This is a genomic window from Actinokineospora fastidiosa (genome assembly GCF_014648415.1).
Classification (GTDB): Bacteria; Actinomycetota; Actinomycetes; order Mycobacteriales; family Pseudonocardiaceae; genus Actinokineospora; species Actinokineospora fastidiosa.
This window is the reverse complement of record NZ_BMRB01000001.1, coordinates 2,007,799-2,025,019: the sequence shown is the minus strand read 5'-3', so window position 1 is coordinate 2,025,019 and position 17,221 is coordinate 2,007,799. Positions and strand designations below refer to the sequence as shown.

Here is a 17,221-nt window from a genome sequence, read left to right as displayed (position 1 = left end):
GGCCCCGGTCGCGCCCGGCTCAGCCGGTGATCGCCCGCAGCGAGGCGTAGTAACCGCCGTTCTGGCCCGCGCGGTTGGGGTGGTAGCTCTCCTCGATGGGCCACACCACGCTGTTGATCCAGCGGGTGCCGGAGGCGCAGATCTCGTGCCCGGCGAAGGCCGTCTGCCCGTTGAGGAAGGTGAAACCGTGCGCCGAGGCGCGTCCGGAAATCACCTGATGGAGTACATCGGAGGACTGGTTGATCGCCGTGCGCTTGCGCTCGCTGAGCCCGAGGGAGCAGGTCCCGTTGAGGTGGTAGATGCGGGGGTAGCCGACGACGATCACCCGGGCGGACGGCGCCCGGTCGCGGATCGCCTTGTACACCGCGTCGAGCCTGCCCGGCAGGGTGGTGCGGGCGAACTCCTGGGCCTCGCGGTTGCGGCTCTCGCAGTAGGAGTCCGAGCCGAGGTTGCAGTCGGTCATGACGTCGGCGAACCCGGCGTCGTTGCCGCCGATGGACACCGTGACGAGCGCGGTGTCCGAGGTGACGGCGGAGATCTGGCTGCTGAGCACGTTCGAGGTCTCCGCGCCGGAGCAGGCGGCGAAGGAGAACGCGGACGGGCGCAGGGCGTTCGCCCACAGCTGCGGATAGGCGTAGGCCGAGCGCCTGCAGGCGCTGTTCGTGTAGGAGCCCGCGCCCAGCCCGGAGGAGTACGAGTCGCCGAGCGCGACGTACTTCCCGGGCGCGGCCTGGGCGGGAACGGCCAACGCGATGAGGGAGCCGACCGCGAGCAGGGCCGCGGCCAGGAAACGAGGAACACGCATGTACTACCTCCGACCTTGGAGGAGCTGATCCCGACAAGTCATCACTACCAGCAACAAAGCGGATACGGAACTCGGCGGTAACCGATCAACAGTTGCCAGACTGTGACAGATGATCAACAAACGCACGCGTTAGCCGTCGCTAACCTGGCTGCCATACGATGGCCGCGTGTCCGCCATCGCCGAAGCCAAGCCGCCGAGCCGCCGCGAGCAGATCCTCGCCGCGGCGGCCGAGCTGTTCGCCCGGCACGGGTTCCACGGAGTGGGCATCGACGACATCGGCTCGGCGGTCGGGATCTCCGGCCCCGCCCTCTACCGCCACTTCCGGTCCAAGGACGCGATGCTCGGCGAGATGCTCACCGCGATCTCGGAGGTGCTGCTCGCGGGCGGGCAGAACCGCGTCGCCCGGGCCGACCCGCTGGCCGAGCTGGTGCGCTTCCACGTCGACTTCGCCCTCGACAACCCCGCGCTCATCACCGTCCAGGAGCGCAACCTGGGCAACCTCACCGACCCCGACCGGCGGAAGGTGCGCGCGCTGCAGCGCCGCTACGTCGAGCTCTGGGTCGAGGTGATCCGCGCCGCCGTCCCCGGGCTGAGCGAGCCCAGCGCCCGCGCCGCGGCGCACGCGGTGTTCGGCCTGATCAACTCCACCCCGCACAGCAGGCACCTCGACCGCGACCAGATGGCGGACCTGCTGACCCGCATGGCGCTGGCCGCCCTCACCGACGTGCCGGGGTCGCCGGGAACGGCCCTGTCCGAGTCAGTACCTGATGAGTAGCCTGTCGGTCACGGATTGACACGACCGAAACGGGTGTGCGCGGTGGGTGAACTGCCCGGCCTGACGAGATGGGTCCCGGAGGGCATAGACATGGAGCGGCCGAGCGCCGCCCGGCTGTACGACTACCTGCTCGGCGGTGGGCACAACTTCGCCCACGACCGCGAGCTGGCGCACCGGTTCCTCAAGGCCCAGCCCAACGCGCGCGAGATCGCCCGGCACAACCGGTCGTTCCTGCGCCGCGCCGTGCTGCACATGGTCGCCCACGGCATCGACCAGTTCCTCGACCTGGGCTCGGGCATCCCGACGGTGGGCAACGTGCACGAGGTCGCCCAGGGCGCCGACCCGGACGCGCGCGTGGTCTACGTCGACTACGAGGAGGTCGCCTACGCGCACTCGACGCTGATGCTGGCCGACAACCCGCTGGCGACGATCGTGCAGGCCGACCTCACCCAGCCGAGGGCGATCCTCGGCCACGCCGAGACCCGGGGGCTGATCGACTTCGACCGGCCGGTGGGGCTGCTGATGGTCGGGGTGTTCCACTTCGTGCCGCCCGAGCGCGACCCCGCGGGCATCGTCGCGACCTACCGCGACGCGTGCGTGCCCGGCAGCATGATGGCGTTCTCGCAGTTCACCGCGGACCTGATGCCGGAGGAGATGGGCCGCGTCGTCGAGGTCATGAAGGGCAGCCGCGACCCGATGTACCCGCGCTCGCACGCCGAGATCGCCGCGCTGTTCGACGGCTTCGACCTGGCCGAGCCGGGGATCGTGCCGACCGCGCTGTGGCGGCCGGAGCCCGGTCTCGACGACGGCTCCGACCCGGCGATGGCGGGGATCTATGCCGGTGTCGGCAGCAAGCGCTGAGCCGGGCACGGACCGGGCGCGGAACCGCGAGCAGCGGGTCCGCGCCTGGCTGCGGGTCATCGCCAGGACGGTCTACGTCCCGCGCGCCGCCGAGGAGATCTCGGCGTTCCTCAACACCCAGCTCGACGTGCTGAACGCGGCGATCTCCGCGCCCGAGCTCGACCCGGACGTGGGCGCGGCCGTCGGCGCCGCCCTGGTCGACTTCGGCCTCACCGGCGAGGACACCCTGCAGCACAGCGTGTCCCTGCTGGTGGAGGAGATGCTGGGCGTCGGCGCGTCCGGCGACCGGGTGGCCCGGCTGTCCGCGGCGCTGTCGTGCGGCTACTCCGACGCGCTGCGCCGCCGCACGCTCGCGCAGCAGGAGACCATGAAGCTGGCCCTGCTGACGGCCAAGCAGCGCGCCGACCGCGACCGCAGGGCCAGCGAGAACCGCTTCCGCGAGGTGTTCGACCACGCCGCGATCGGCATCGCGATCACCGACCCGGACGGGCGGGTCGTGCAGGCGAACCCGGCGCTGGCGGAGATCATGGCCTGTGACGCCGCCGAGCTGACCGGACGCGCGCTCGGCGACTTCATCGCCGCGGAGGAGGCCGACCAGCCGCCGCTGGTCGGGCTGCTCGACCGGCGCCCGGACCGGCGGCTGGTGGAGCGCGCCAACGGCGAGACCGCCTGGGTGTACGTGGCGACGTCGGTGGTGCGCGAGGCGGGCGAGCCGATCTACCAGGTCGCGATGGTGCAGGACCTCAGCGAGCAGGAGCTGCTGCAGGGCAGGCTCAACCACCAGTTGCTGCACGACTCGCTGACCGGCCTGGCCAACCGCGTGCACTTCCTGTCGCGGCTGGAGACCGCGCACGGGCAGTGCTCCCCCGCCGACACGCTGACCCTGCTGTGCCTGGACCTCGACGCGTTCGGCCTGCTCAACCGCACGCACGGGCACGCCGTCGGCGACCGGATGCTGCGGGTGGCCGCCGAGCGGCTCAAGCGGGCCTTCGCCGACGAGGACGCCGTGGTGGCCCGCGTCGGCGGCGACGAGTTCGCGGTGCTGGTGCGCGACCAGCCCGAGACCCCGGACCTCGCGGCGCTGGCCGCCGCGGTGCAGTCCGAGCTGGGCGAGCCGATCTACCACGGCGCGGCGGGCATCGCGGTCGGCGCGACCATCGGGGTCGTGCGGGCCGGGCCCGGCCGGTTGTCCAGTGTGGAGCTGTTCCGGGCCGCGGAGTCCGCGCTGCGGCGGGCGCGGGCGGTCGGGCCCCGGCAGTGGGCCGAGCACGACGACCGGCTGGACAAGCGCGACCGCGTGGTCGGCCAGGCCGCGACCGCGCTGCCGGGCGCGTGGGAGACCGGCGAGCTGGCCGTGGCGTACGTGCCGGTGGCGCGGTTGTCCGACCAGCGGGTGATCCGGGCGCGGGCGTTGCCGCACGCGCCCGGCGTGCGGCGGATGACCGGCATGCCGAGCGTGCCGGAGCTGGCCGAGATGACCGGCCTGTCCGCGGCGCTGGGGCCGTGGCTGCTCGACGACGCGGGCTCGCGGCTGCCGGTGTGGTGGCGGCTGTTCGCCCCGGTCGTGGGCGCCGACCGGCCCGTGCACCGGGTGCTGCTGACGGCGCTGCAGTCCGCCGACGAGGACCTGGCAGCGCGCGTCAACGCGACGGTGGCCGCGTCCGGGCTGCCGCCGGGGCTGCTGGAGATCGGCCTGGACACCGCGGCCGTGCTCGGCGGGCGCGGCGACGCGCAGGACAACCTGCGGACGCTGTCGGACATCGGCGTGGCCACCGCGCTGCACGGGTTCGCGGGCACCCCTCGGGAGATCGCCGCCGTCGAGCGCTTCGGGGTGCGGTCGGTGCTGCTGGCCGACCCGTTCGACGGGTGGCGGCCGGACTGGCTGCCCGCCGGGAGCGTGCCGGTGGCCGCGGTGCGCGACGTGGTGGCCCGGCTGGCCGGGATGGGCGTCGAGGTCGGCGTGCTCGGCGTGCGGGACGCTGCCGAGGCCCGGTGGTGGGCCGACGCGGGCGCGGCCACCGGCGAGGGCCCGGCCTTCGGTGAGCCCGCGGGCTTCGACGACGTGGTCGCCGCCGCCAAGTGAGCGATTCACCCGGTGCCGATCTCCCCGCGCGGCGGCCCGCTATTGCAGGATGGGGGCGTGGAGCCCGAACGCGACCCGGACCCGCAGCGCCGAGCGCGGCTGATCGCCGCGGCGTCGACGGCGCTGTCGGCCATGCGCGCAGGCCACGACGACGGCGCGCTGGACGCGGTGGCCGACGCGGTCGACGCCGCGCCCAACAGCCACAGCGACGCCCGGGAGCTGATGCTGCTGCTGTTCGGCGAGTGCAGTTCGATGGTGTCCGCCCTGGGCTCGGGCGGCGCGGCGCCGGTGAAGATGCAGGTCTTCGACGACGAGGGCCGCGAGGTGCCCATCGACGAGGCCGACCCGCCGGTGCGCACCGCCGTGCGCACCCTGCTGGCCGAGGTCCACGGCGACACCGACGCCGCGGCCGCGCAGATCGAGATCGCGCTGGCCAACGCCGACCCCGAGGAGATGGCGCTGCTGGTGGCGCAGGCACTGCGCTGGACGCTGCGGCTGTCGGAGGAGTGCGTCAACCGGGACCTGCCGGTCCCGGAGTGGATCCTGGCGTCCTGAATCGTCCACATTGGAGGTATCGCGGGTGCTCTCGCGCATCGCAGTCCTGCTGGTGACGCTGTTCGGCCTCGCGGCCGCCCCGGCGTCGGCCGCCCCCGCCCGCGACTACGTCGCGCTGGGCGACTCCTACGCGTCCGGGCCGGGGATCCCGGTGCAGAGCGGCGGCTGCGGGCGCTCGTCGCACAACTACCCGTCGGTGCTGGCCCGCTGGATCCGCGCGACGACCTTCACCGACGCGAGCTGCGGCGGCGCGACCACGCGCGACATGTTCTCCCCGCAGCCGATCTCCGGCGGGGCGAACCCGCCCCAGCTGGACGCGGTGACCCGCCGGGCGACGCTGGTGACGCTGTCCATCGGCGGCAACGACATCGGCTTCGGCGAGATCCTCACGACCTGCGGCCGCCTCGCCGCCGCCGACCCGACCGGCGCGCCCTGCAAGGCCCACTACACCGCGGGCGGCGAGGACGTCCTCGCCAAGCGCATCGAGGCCACCGCGGCCGACGTCGCCGCGGTCCTGGACGAGATCCACCGCCGCGCGCCCCGCGCGAAGGTCGTCCTGGTCGGCTACCTGCGCATCCTCCCCGACGGCCCCGGCTGCTGGCCCAGCGTCCCCTTCGCCGCGGGCGACACCGCGTACTTCGACGCCACCGAGCGCCTCCTCAACACCACCCTGGCCCGGGTCGCCAAGGAGAACGACGCCCTCTTCGCCGACCCCTACCCCGCCTCCACCGGCCACGACGCCTGCGCCGCCCCCGACACCCGCTGGGTCGAACCCCTCCGCCCGACCTCCCCCGCCGCCCCCATCCACCCCAACGCCCGAGGCATGGCAGTCACCGCCGCAGTCACCCTGGTCACAGCCCTACTCGGCTGACTCCCGCGCGAGCGAGAGACCAAGCCCCTCCCACCCGGGGGCATACCCCCACAGAACAACGCTATCGAACGCGCGTTCGAGCGGTCAACCAAATATTCCACCGCGGTGAAACGACCCCCGCCCAGTCGGGCGCATCCCACGAGCCGCGCCCCCGCCAAGGCGAACCGGTTTCACCCTTCCGGTGATTGACAGTGACCGACGACACAACCCAGCATCGGCAGGCCACCTACCGACAAGTAGATATCGAGGTCGCCGATGCCGCGGATGTCCCGGGCCGTCCTGCCCGCCCTGCTCGCCTCCGCCCTGTTGACCGCCCCGGCCGCCGCCGACAGCGGCTACCAGCGCTATGTCGCCCTCGGCGACTCCTTCGCCGCCGTCGGCACCCTGACCAACATCCGCACCGACCCCATCGGCTGCGCCCGCGCCACCGACAACTACCCCTCCGGCGTCGCGGCGCGCATCCAGCCCGAGCAGTTCGTCGACGTCACCTGCGGCGGCGCGCGCATCCCCGACCTCACCTCGCCGCAGGACGTCACCGGCGGGCCCAACCCCGCCCAGTTCGACGCCCTCACCCCGGACACCGACCTGGTCACCGTCTCCATCGGCGGCAACGACGTCGGCTTCGGCGAGATCATCTCCACCTGCGCCCGCCTCAGCCTCACCGACCCGTTCGGCGCCCCCTGCAAGGCGCACTACGACGGCGAGCTCGAACGGCGCATCGCCGCGCTCGGGCCGCGGATCACCGAGGTCGTGGAGCAGATCAGGGACCGCTCGCCGCGCGCGGACATCGTCGTCGTCGGCTATCTGCGCATCCTGCCCCCGCGCGGCGGCTGCTGGCCGGTCGTCCCGGTCGCCTACGGGGACGTGCCGCACTTCGCGGGCATCCAGGACCTGCTCAACGCCACCATCGGCCGCCACGCCACCGCGGCGGGCGCGGTGTTCGTCAACGCGGGCGTCACCACCGGGCATGACGTCTGCCAGCTCCCGCACCTCAAGTGGGTCGAGGGCTTCATCCCGACGTCGCTGTCGGTGCCGGTGCACCCCAACGCGCGCGGGCAGGCCCACGTAGCCTCGATCACCGCCGCCGCCATCGGCTGAGAGGTGAACGGATGATCAGTGTGCGGGGCGTGGTCGACCGGGTCGGGCCGACCCTGCTGCGGGTCGCCGTGCCCGCCGACCGCCAGGTCGCCGACGTGGTGATCGCCGAGCGGGGCAGGCCCGTCGCCGCGGGCGACCTCGTGCTCGGCGTCTCCGTCGCCGACCCCGTCGAGCTGGTCCGCGCGTGCGCCGAGGCCGCCGCGGTCCTGCTCAAGCCCCCGCACGCCACGCGCTCGGCGGTGCGGGCCGCCGCCGAGCGCGCGGGCGTCGCGCTGATCGAGGTCCACACCGGCACGTCGTGGGCGCAGCTGGTGTGGCTGCTGCGGTCGGTGCTCGACGCCGCGGCCGACGAGTCCGACGCCAGCCCGGAGTTCGGCGACCTGTTCCGCCTCGCCGACGCCGCCGCCGCGGTGGTCGACGCGCCGGTGACGATCGAGGACGCCAACTCGCGCGTGCTGGCCTACTCGGCCCGCCAGGACCGCACCGACCCCGCGCGGGTGTCGACGATCATGGGCCGCCGGGTCCCCGACGACGTGCTCGCCCGGTTCCGCTCGCGGGGCGTGTTCCGCGACCTCAGCCGAGGCCGCACGACGATCTTCGTCCCGGCGCAGAAGGACGGCACGCTGCCCCGGCTGATCGTGCCGATCCGGATGGGCGGGGAGCTGCTGGGCTCGATGTGGGCGGTCGTGCCGGGGCCGGTGCCCGAGGAGCGCTCGGCCGCGTTCGCCGACGCAGCGCCGGTCGTCGCCCTGCACCTGCTGCGCCGCCGCGCCCGCGAGGACGCCGAGCGCCGCCGCAGCGCCGAACTCGTGCGCGCCGCGCTGGAGGGCACCGGCAGCGGCAGGCTGGCCGCCGCCGAACTGGACCTCGCCGACGTGCCGCACCGCGTGGTCGCCGTGGACGTCCCCGCTGGCGAGGGCGGGCGGCTGGCCCTGCTGGAGCGGCTGACCGAGGGCGTCGGCCGCCGACCGGCCGTGGCCGACCTGCACGGCCTGCTCTACGCCGTCGTCCCCGACGCCGAGGGCTGGCCCGCGCTGCGGACGGCGCTGCCGGAGGGGGTGCTGGTCGCGGCCGGGACCCCGGTCGACGTGGCGGAGCTGGCCCGCTCGCGCGGCGAGGCCGACGAGGCGCTGGCGCTGCTGCGCGCCGGGCTCGTGCCGGGGCCGGTGGCCGTGCACGACGAGGTGTGGGCGGTGCTGGTGCTGCACCGCGCCGCCGTCGCCGCGGGCCCGGTGGCCGAGGTCGGGCCGCTGGCGCGGCTGCGCGCCGCCGACGACGGCTGGCTGGTCGACACCCTCTACGAGTGGCTGCGCCACCCCGGCGACCCGCGCGCGGCCGCGGCGGCCCTGTCCATCCACCCGAACACGCTGCGCTACCGCATGGCGAAGGTGTCCGAGCTGGTCGGAGCCGATCTGGCCGACCCGGATGTGCGGCTGGCGCTGCTGGTCCAGCTGGTCACTCTACGGTGGCGTTGACTGTGCTGCCAGCACTAACAAACAGCGGAAATCTCGTTCCAGGCGTACGATGACAGTCACTCCTCGCTGAGCGACCGTGGTTTACAACACCCGTCTGGCGCAGAGAGGTTGACCCCGGTGAAGATCGCCGTTCCCCGCGAGATCAAGAACCACGAGTACCGCGTGGCCCTCACCCCGGCGGGGGCGCACGAGCTGACCGCCCGCGGCCACGAGGTCGTCGTCGAGGCCGACGCGGGCGCGGGCTCGGCGATTTCGGACGAGGAGTACCTCGCCGCGGGCGCGAAGATCCTGCCCACCGCGGACGACGTGTGGGCCGAGGGCGAGCTCGTGCTCAAGGTCAAGGAGCCGATCGCCGAGGAGTACCCGAGGCTGCGCGCGGGCCAGACCCTGTTCACCTACCTGCACCTGGCCGCCGACGAGCCGCTGACCCGCGCGCTCATGGCCTCGGGCACGACGGCGATCGCGTACGAGACGGTGCAGACGGCCAACGGCACGCTGCCGCTGCTGGCGCCGATGTCGGAGGTCGCGGGCCGCCTTGCCCCGCAGGTGGGCGCGTTCGCGCTGATGCGCCCGTCCGGCGGCCGCGGTGTGCTGCCCGGCGGCGTGCCGGGTGTGCTGCCCGCGAAGGTCGTGGTGATCGGCGGCGGTGTCGCGGGCATCAACGCCGCGACGATCGCCCTGGGCATGGGCGCCGAGGTGCAGGTGCTCGACACGAACGTCGACCGGCTGCGCCAGATCGACGGCCAGTTCAACGGCCGCATCCGCACGGTCACGTCGAACCGCTACGCCGTCGAGCAGCTCGCCCGCGAGGCCGACCTGGTCATCGGCGCGGTGCTGGTGCCGGGCGCGAAGGCCCCGAAGCTGATCAGCAACGCGCTGGTGGCGCAGATGAAGCCGGGCTCCGTGCTGGTGGACATCGCCATCGACCAGGGCGGCTGCTTCGAGGACTCGCACGCCACCACGCACGCCGACCCGACCTACCGCGTGCACGACTCGGTCTTCTACTGCGTGGCGAACATGCCGGGCGCCGTCCCTCGCACCTCCACCTTCGCCCTGACCAACGTCACGCTCCCCTACGCCGTGGCCCTGGCCGACAAGGGCTGGCAGTCCGCCCTCCGCGCCGACCCCGCCCTGGCCCTGGGCCTCAACACCCACGCAGGCGCCCTGACCAACACCCCCGTAGCCGAAGCCCACAACATCGACTACACCCCCATCGAAACCGCCCTGGCCTGATTAAGGCGACATCGACGGAACCGGGCCGCCCTCCCCCTGGCCTGCCCCCTACCGAAGCCAGCCGCCCTCCCCCTGGCCTTCACGCTGTGTCGGAACAAACCGCACCGTGGGGGTCCGGGGGCTCGGCCCCCGGGTAGACGTCCGAAACGCCCCGGCGAGCGCTCTCCGCGAGCAGGTGGGGGTGAGCGTGAGGGCGGCCCGCTCAACCAGCCTGGGGGTCACTGGGAGCGGGCCGCCGTCTATAGCTTAGGCATAAACCGACCCCGACGCTGCATCGGGGTCGGGGTTGCTTGAGATTAGTTTCCCACCCGTTGTCCCACCAACGGGTGAGAAGTTCGAGTAGCGAGGGAATTCACCCTGCTGCCGCTACGGATCGCGCCCGTCGGAGCCGATAACCAGGCGGTGACGGAGCCTCGGTGGAACATCGGTTGCCGCGACCCCTTCGGCCGCGACCGGGCGGTCACCGTGCTGGTCGAGGCCGACCAGGTGGTGCTGGTGCCGCCGCCGGGGGCGTCCGCGGTGCTGTCGGCGCAGCAGTCGCGGTCGTTGGCCGCCCTGCTCGGCGAGGCCGCCGTCCGCGTGGACCAGGACCGGGTCTGATGGAGGACATGCGCGCCGCCGTCATGCGCCGTCTGGCGATGCTCGACGATGCCGCCGTCCGCGCCGACGAGCGCACCCTGCTGCCGCTGGCCCGCAGCGAGATCAGCCGCCTGGTCGACGGGTGGCGCCTGCTGCTGACAGTGCACCAGCCCGACGCCGACGGCCGCTGCCACGCGTGTCCCGCCGGTCTGCGCGCCCGGCGCTGGCCGTGCCAGGTGTGGCGGATGGCCCACCACCATCTGATCGGCGACGCGCCGTCGTCCGGCCGCTTCCGCCGCCACCGGCGCTGATCCGACGGTCCGCCCACGCCGGGTGTATGTGATGGGGCAAGATGACCGCCACTACACGCCGGGCGATCGGGAGGGCGCGTGCAAGACGGTAGCGGTCGCATCGTGGTGCAGAACCTGACGAAGAATTTCGGCACGGTGGCCGCGGTGCAGAACCTGAGCTTCCACGTGGAGCCCGGCTCGGTGACGGGCTTCCTGGGCCCGAACGGGGCGGGCAAGACCACGACGCTGCGGATGCTGCTCGGCCTGGTCCGGCCGACCGCCGGGTACGCGACGATCAACGGTCAGCCGTTCTCCGGCCTGGGCAACCCCGGTCGCGTCGTCGGCGCCGTGCTGGAGGCCCAGGGCTTCCACCCGAAGCGCTCGGCGATCAACCACCTGCGGGTGTACTGCTCGGCGATGGGCCTGGCGGACCGCCGCGCCGACGAGGTGCTCGGCCTTGTCGGCCTCGCCGCCACCGCCGACCGCACGGTGGGCGGGTTCTCCCTGGGCATGAAGCAGCGGCTGGCGCTGGCGACCGCGCTGCTGGGCGACCCGCAGGTGCTGGTGCTCGACGAGCCCGCGAACGGCCTGGACCCGGAGGGCATCGCCTGGCTGCGCACGTTCCTGCGGTCCTTCGCCGCGTCCGGCCGCACGGTGCTGATCTCCAGCCACCTGCTGGCCGAGGTCGAGCAGACGATCGACCAGGTGGTCATCATCAGCCGAGGCCAGACGATGTACTACGGCATGCTCGACGACCTGCGCCGCTCGCAGCAGTCGCGGGTGATCGTGCAGCCCGCCGACGCGAACGCGCTGGTGACGGCGCTGCAGGAGGCGGGGATCAGCGGCATCCAGCCGACCGGCGACGGCAAGGTGGCCATCACCGACGCGACCGTCCAGCAGATCGGCGACGTCGCGGCCAAGGCCGGGGTGGCGCTGTACGGGGTGCAGGAGGAGCGGGTCGACCTCGAGCAGCTGTTCTTCCGGCTGACGAGCGGCCAGTACGCCGCGCCGGGGGCGGTCCAGTACGGAACTCCGTCGCAGGGCTACCAGCCTCCTCAGCAGCCCGGCTACCAGCAGCCTGGGTACCAGCAGTCCGGGTACCACCAGCCGGTGCCGCCGCAGGGATCGGGCTACTACCAGCCGGTCCCGCCGCCGGGCGCGCACCAGTCGGGCTACCACCAGCCGGTCCCGCCGCCCGGTCCGCACCAGTCGGGCTACCACCAGCCCGTGCCGCCGCCGGGGTACCAGCAGTCCGGCTACCAGCAGGCGGAACCGTCGCCGTACCAGGCGCCGTCGGAACCCTCGCCGTACCAGGCGCCGTCCGCGCCGGAGTCGAAGCCGGAGTCCACCGACCAGGGGGGTAACGCCTGATGGGCAGGCTGATCAGCGCGGAGCTGCGCAAGATCCTCACCACGAAGCTGTGGTGGGCGCTGATGATCCCGGCGTTCGCGCTGGCGCTGGGCTGGGCGTGGATCTTCTCCGGCCTGACCACCGCCGTGGTCGACGAGGCGCTGCGCGACGACATCATCCAGGACCTGGACATCCGGGTCGACGAGATCTCCTGGTCGGCGATCGCGCTGACCCGCGGGTTCAACATCGCCTCGATCTTCCCGATGATCTTCGGCGCGCTGGGCGTCGCCAGCGAGCTGAGCCGCAAGACGATCACCACGACGTTCCTGACGGCGCCCTCGCGGCAGGCCGTGCTGGGCGCCAAGGCGGCCGTGTACGCGCTGTGGGGGCTGCTGTTCGGCCTGGTGATCGCGGTCGGCGTGAGCCTGGGCACGCTGCTGGGCGCCGAGGGCGGGCTGCTGCCGGACGGCCAGGCCTGGTTCCTGATCATCCTCGCCGGCCTGATCATGTGTGTCCTGTGGACGCTGGTGGGCCTCGGCGTGGGCGCGCTGCTCGGGTCGCCGACGGCCGCGCTGGTGGTGCTGCTGGTCTACACGCTGGTGTTCGGGTTCATCGAGCTGCTGCTGATGGGCGTGCTGGAGGTCGAGCACCTGGCGGGCGTGTTCCCCAACGGCGCGGCGAACGGCCTGACCAGCTCGACGGCGTCGGCGCTGCTCATCGACCAGATCCAGACGGTGGTGCTGGACCGGACCGGGACGTCGCTGAGCGACGACCGGCAGGACGTGTTCGAGGAAGTGATCCGCGCGGTCGCGGGCGGCGCGGGCTCGTTCTCGCTGTGGGTGAGCGGGCTGATCTTCCTGGGCTGGACGGCCCTGTTCATCGGCACCGGCATGGCCCGCAACGCCAAGCGCGACATCACCTGAGTTGTCCACAGCCCGGTAATTGACGTGGCGGGCCCCTCGGGGTCCCGGCCTAATGTGGACTGCGTGAGGGAAGACTCCGTTTCCACAGGCCGGGTCCCGACCGGCTGGGTCCGCAGGCTGGCGGGCGCGTGCTGGCGCCACCGCGGGCTGGTCGTGCTGTCCGTGCTCGCCTCCGTGGTGGGCGTCGGGTTCGTCGCGGTCAGCCCGCTGCTGGTCAAGTTCGTCGTCGACGACGCGGTGGCGGGCACGACCGACCGGCTGCCGTGGCTGGTGGCCGCGCTGGCCGGGTTGGCGCTGCTGAGCTTCGGCAGCGCCTTCGTCCGCCGCTACCTGGGCGGCCGCCTCGCCCTGGACGTCCAGCACGACCTGCGCCAGGCCGTCTTCGGCGCGGTGCAGCGCCTCGACGGCGGCAAGCAGGACGCGCTGCGCACCGGGCAGGTGGTGTCCCGGTCGATCACCGACCTGCAGCTGGTGCAGGGCCTGCTGATGATGGTGCCGCTGTCCATCGGCACGGTGGTGTTCGCGCTGGTGGCGCTGGCGTCGATGGTGTGGCTCTCGCCGCTGTTGACGCTGGTCGCCCTGGTCGTGGCGCCCGTGGTGGCGCTGGTGGCGGTGCGCATGCGCCGCACCCTGTTCCCGGCGACGTGGTCGGCCCAGCAGCGCGCCGCCGACCTGGCCCAGCACGTCGAGGAGACGGTGACGGGCGTGCGCGTGGTCAAGGGCTTCGGCCGCGAGACCCGCGAGGTGGCGAGGCTGGAGGAGAGCGCGCGCACCCTGTTCGCCGAGCGCATGCGCGCCGCCCGGCTGACCTCCCGCCCGGCCGCCACGCTGGTCGCGGTGCCGATCGCAGGCCAGGTCGCGGTGCTGGCCCTGGGCGGCTTCCTGGCGTTGAAGGGCCAGGTCACGCTCGGCACCTTCCTGGCGTTCGCGGGGTATGTCGCCAACCTCGTCGGCCCGACGCGTCTGCTCGCGGGCCTGGTGGTCAACGCCCAGCTGGCCCGCGCGGGCGTGGAGCGCGTCTACGAGCTGATCGATTCCCAGCCGGACGTCGTCGACGCCCCCGACGCCCGCGACGTCCCCGACGGCCCGGTGGCGGTGGAGTTCACCGACGTCACCTTCGGCTACACCCGCAGCGAGCCGGTCCTCGACGGCGTCAGCTTCCGCGTGTCCCCCGGCGAGACCCTGGCCCTGGTGGGCACGGCGGGTTCAGGCAAGTCGACGGTGTCGCTGCTCCTGCCCCGCTTCTACGACGTCCACGAGGGGTCCGTCACGGTGGGCGGCGCCGACGTCCGCACCCTCCGCATGGCGTCCCTGCGGCAGGCGGTGGGCGTCGTCTTCGAGGAGGCCTTCCTCTTCTCCGACACAGTCGCCGCCAACATCGCCTACGGCCGCCCCGACGCAACCCCCGACGACATCCGCGCCGCCGCCAAATCCGCCCAGGCCCACGACTTCATCGAGGCCCTCCCCAACGGCTACGAGACCGTCGTAGGCGAACGCGGCCTAACCCTCTCCGGCGGCCAACGCCAACGCGTCGCCCTGGCCCGAGCCCTCCTCTCCGACCCCCGAGTCCTGGTCCTCGACGACGCCACCTCCGCCGTCGACGCAGGCACCGAATCCGCCATCCACGACACCCTCCGCGAAGTCACCGCCGACCGCACCACCCTCCTCATCGCCCACCGCCGCTCCACCCTCACCCTGGCCGACCGAATCGCCGTCCTAGACGCAGGCCGCCTGGTCGACGTTGGCACAGACCCCGAACTCCGCACCCGCTGCCCCCTCTACCAAGCCCTCCTCTCCACCCCCGGCGACGCCATCGAAGACCCCACCCCCACCCCCGACATCTCCCCCGCCTCCACCGGCACCACCCCCAACCCGTGGCCCACCCCAGACCCCATCGCCACTCCCGACACCTCTCCCGCCTCCAACGACCCCACCACTCTTGAACCCACCCCAAACCCCGACACCTCCGCCACCCCCAACCACAGCTCCGCCGCGCCCCCCGCAGACCCCACCCTCGCCCCCAACTCCTCCCACCCCACGCCGAGCGCCACCCCCGCCCCTCATCCAACCCCCGCCACAACCCGCGAACCCGAAGCCACCTCCCCCATCCCACCCACGACCTCCACGCCCCACCCGTCGGCAACCCCCGACACCTCCACCTCATCCCCCGACACCTCAGAACCGGCTCAAGCCGCCCCCCGCCCCAGCCGCACCAGTGCTGCCCGACGCACCTCCGCTGCCCGCACCTCGCGCCGGATCGACCAGTCCGAGCCCGCCCCTGCCGCTCAATCCACGACTGCCGAACAATCCGCCCTAGACTCATCCACCCTCACCACCCACGACTCCGAGCGGGTCCACGTCCGCGCCCACACGCGCCGTCGACCAGGCACCGTCACCCCTCCACCTCCCGTGCCGCGCCGGGCTGGCCGGTCGGGCGGTGGGCCTGCCGACACAATCGGCGCCCTCCCGCCGACCCCCGAGCTCCTCGCCCAGGTCGAGGCGCTGCCTCCCGCCACGGAGCGGCCTGACCTCCGGGGTGTCGATCCGACCGCGCCCGATCCTGGGTTCCGCCTGCGCCGTCTCCTGCGGCCCATGCGGGCCCCGCTTGCTCTCGTCGCGCTGATGGTCATCGCCGACGCCCTCATCGCCATGGCCATGCCCGCTCTGATCCGCATCGGCGTCGACGACGGCGTCCTCACCGGGTCAACGGCGACGTTGTGGACGGTCACGGCGGCCGCAGCCACCCTGGCCGCGATCGCCTGGGTCAACACCGCGCTGACCACGATCCTCACCGCGCGGGTCGGGGAGCGGATGCTGTACCTGTTACGGGTCCGCAGCTACGCCCACCTGCAGCGGTTGGGCCTCGACTACTACGAGCGCGAACCCGCGGGTCGGATCATGACCCGGATGACGACCGACGTCGACGCGCTGTCCACGTTCCTCCAGACCGGGCTGGCCAGTGCCGTGTCCGGGGCGCTGACGGTCATCGCCGTGACGGTCGGGTTGCTCCTCACCGACCTGTCGCTGGCCGTGGTGGCGCTGGCGATCCTGCCGGTGTTGGCGATCGCGACGGTGATCTTCCAGCGGTTATCGTCGACCGCTTACACCGAGGCGCGCGAGCGGGTGAGCGCGGTCAACGCCGACATGCAGGAGAACGTGTCGGGGTTGCGGATCTCGCAGGCGTTCACGCGGGAGGGCCAGGCCGCGCGGCGGTTCGCGGAGCGGAGTGACGCTTATCGGCGGTCGCGGTTGCGGGCGCAGCGGTATGTGGCCACGTACTTCCCGTTCGTCTCGCTGTTGGCCGATCTCGCCCAGGCCGCGGTGCTGCTGGTGGGCGCGCAGCGGGTGGTGGCGGGAGACCTGCAGCCGGGCGTGCTGCTGGCGTTCATGCTGTACCTCGGGCTGTTCTTCGCGCCGATCCAGCAGTTGTCCAGCGTGTTCGACGGGTACCAGCAGGCGCGGGTGGGGTTGCGGCGGATCGGGGATCTGCTGCGGACGCCGACGACCGTGACGCCGCCGGAGCGGCCGGTGGCGGTGCCCGCGCATCTGGAGGGCGAGATCGAGCTGCGGGGGGTGGGGTTCGCGTATCCGGGGACGGACGTGCCCGCGCTGCGGGACGTGTCGTTGCGGATCCTGCCGGGTGAGACGGTGGCGTTCGTGGGCGCGACCGGGGCGGGGAAGTCCACTGTGGTCAAGCTGTTGGCGCGGTTCTACGACCCGACCGAGGGGGCCGTGCTCGTCGACGGGGTGGATCTGCGGGAGTTGGACCTGGCCGGGTATCGGTCGCGGTTGGGGGTCGTGCCGCAGGAGGCGCACCTGTTCACCGGGGATGTCGCGCGCAACGTCGCCTATGGGGATGACGACGCGACGGAGGCGGAGGTCGAGGCGGCGGTTCGGGCGGTGGGGGCGCTGCCGATGGTGGCGTCGCTGCCCGGCGGGTTCCGGCACGAGGTCGGGGAGCGGGGGCAGGGGTTGTCGGCGGGGCAGCGGCAGTTGGTGGCGCTGGCCAGGGCCGAGTTGGTGGACCCCGACATCCTGCTGCTGGACGAGGCCACGGCCGCGCTGGACCCGGCGACGGAGGCGGCGGTGCTCGCGGCCGGGGACCGGCTCAGCGCCGGGCGGTCGCGCAGGCGGACCACGGTGGTGGTGGCGCACCGGCTGGCGACGGCGGCGCGGGCCGACCGGATCGTCGTGTTGGAGCACGGGCGGGTCGTGGAAGTGGGCACGCACGAGGAGTTGCTCGCGGCGGGGGGCCGGTACTCCGAGTTGTGGGCGCACTCGTCTGGTGCGGGGTCGCATTGAGCGGAACGGGTGTGTCGGCGG

Annotated in this window: 14 protein-coding genes; 13 read left to right on the top strand and 1 reads right to left on the bottom strand. The window is 73.1% G+C overall.

Going from position 1 to position 17,221, the window contains the following annotated elements; genetic code table 11:
- Positions 1–19: 19 nt before the first annotated feature.
- Positions 20–805 (bottom strand): SGNH/GDSL hydrolase family protein, encoded by a 786-nt coding sequence (locus IEY98_RS09735; protein ID WP_189209876.1) that lies wholly within the window; start codon positions 803–805, stop codon positions 20–22.
- A gap of 148 nt (positions 806–953) precedes the next feature.
- Between IEY98_RS09735 and IEY98_RS09730 the strand changes: the two genes are divergently transcribed.
- The 13 genes from IEY98_RS09730 to IEY98_RS09670 all read left to right on the top strand — a co-directional run bounded on the left by IEY98_RS09730 (position 954) and on the right by IEY98_RS09670 (position 17,200).
- Entirely contained in the window at positions 954–1,580 is a 627-nt protein-coding gene (locus IEY98_RS09730; protein ID WP_444541825.1) for an SACE_7040 family transcriptional regulator, read from the top strand.
- Positions 1,581–1,670: 90 nt separating this feature from the next.
- A complete protein-coding gene (locus tag IEY98_RS09725) occupies positions 1,671–2,441 on the top strand; it encodes an SAM-dependent methyltransferase (protein WP_229786776.1) in 771 nt (256 codons plus the stop codon).
- Positions 2,422–4,524, top strand: a complete 2,103-nt coding sequence (locus tag IEY98_RS09720; RefSeq protein WP_189209875.1) for a diguanylate cyclase domain-containing protein — start codon at positions 2,422–2,424, stop codon at positions 4,522–4,524. Before IEY98_RS09725 ends, IEY98_RS09720 begins: the two co-directional genes overlap by 20 nt.
- Before the next feature lie 57 nt (positions 4,525–4,581).
- A complete protein-coding gene (locus IEY98_RS09715; protein WP_189209874.1) occupies positions 4,582–5,079 on the top strand; it encodes a hypothetical protein in 498 nt (165 codons plus the stop codon).
- Between the two features lie 25 nt (positions 5,080–5,104).
- The gene (locus IEY98_RS09710; RefSeq protein WP_229786705.1) at positions 5,105–5,950 is read left to right on the top strand and encodes an SGNH/GDSL hydrolase family protein; all 846 of its coding nucleotides are present in this window, start codon (positions 5,105–5,107) and stop codon (positions 5,948–5,950) included.
- 255 nt (positions 5,951–6,205) lie between these two features.
- The gene (locus IEY98_RS09705; protein WP_229786704.1) at positions 6,206–7,048 is read left to right on the top strand and encodes an SGNH/GDSL hydrolase family protein; all 843 of its coding nucleotides are present in this window, start codon (positions 6,206–6,208) and stop codon (positions 7,046–7,048) included.
- Between the two features lie 11 nt (positions 7,049–7,059).
- Positions 7,060–8,523 (top strand): PucR family transcriptional regulator, encoded by a 1,464-nt coding sequence (locus IEY98_RS09700; RefSeq protein ID WP_189209872.1) that lies wholly within the window; start codon positions 7,060–7,062, stop codon positions 8,521–8,523.
- A gap of 117 nt (positions 8,524–8,640) precedes the next feature.
- A complete protein-coding gene (gene ald / locus IEY98_RS09695) occupies positions 8,641–9,756 on the top strand; it encodes an alanine dehydrogenase (RefSeq protein WP_189209871.1) in 1,116 nt (371 codons plus the stop codon).
- A 402-nt stretch (positions 9,757–10,158) separates the two neighbouring features.
- Positions 10,159–10,356, top strand: coding sequence for a hypothetical protein (locus tag IEY98_RS09690; protein WP_189209870.1), 198 nt, complete (start codon positions 10,159–10,161; stop codon positions 10,354–10,356).
- On the top strand, positions 10,356–10,646 hold the full coding sequence (locus IEY98_RS09685) for a hypothetical protein (RefSeq protein WP_189209869.1): 291 nt from the start codon (positions 10,356–10,358) through the stop codon (positions 10,644–10,646). The genes IEY98_RS09690 and IEY98_RS09685 overlap by 1 nt, the downstream gene beginning before the upstream one ends.
- Positions 10,647–10,724: 78 nt before the next feature.
- Complete coding sequence (locus IEY98_RS09680) at positions 10,725–11,996, top strand: ATP-binding cassette domain-containing protein (protein ID WP_189209868.1); 1,272 nt, start codon at positions 10,725–10,727, stop codon at positions 11,994–11,996.
- Positions 11,996–12,898: an ABC transporter permease subunit gene (locus IEY98_RS09675; protein WP_189209867.1), complete on the top strand. Its 903-nt coding sequence runs from the start codon at positions 11,996–11,998 to the stop codon at positions 12,896–12,898. The genes IEY98_RS09680 and IEY98_RS09675 overlap by 1 nt, the downstream gene beginning before the upstream one ends.
- A gap of 63 nt (positions 12,899–12,961) precedes the next feature.
- Complete coding sequence (locus tag IEY98_RS09670; protein ID WP_189209866.1) at positions 12,962–17,200, top strand: ABC transporter ATP-binding protein; 4,239 nt, start codon at positions 12,962–12,964, stop codon at positions 17,198–17,200.
- The last annotated feature ends 21 nt before the right edge of the window (positions 17,201–17,221 follow it).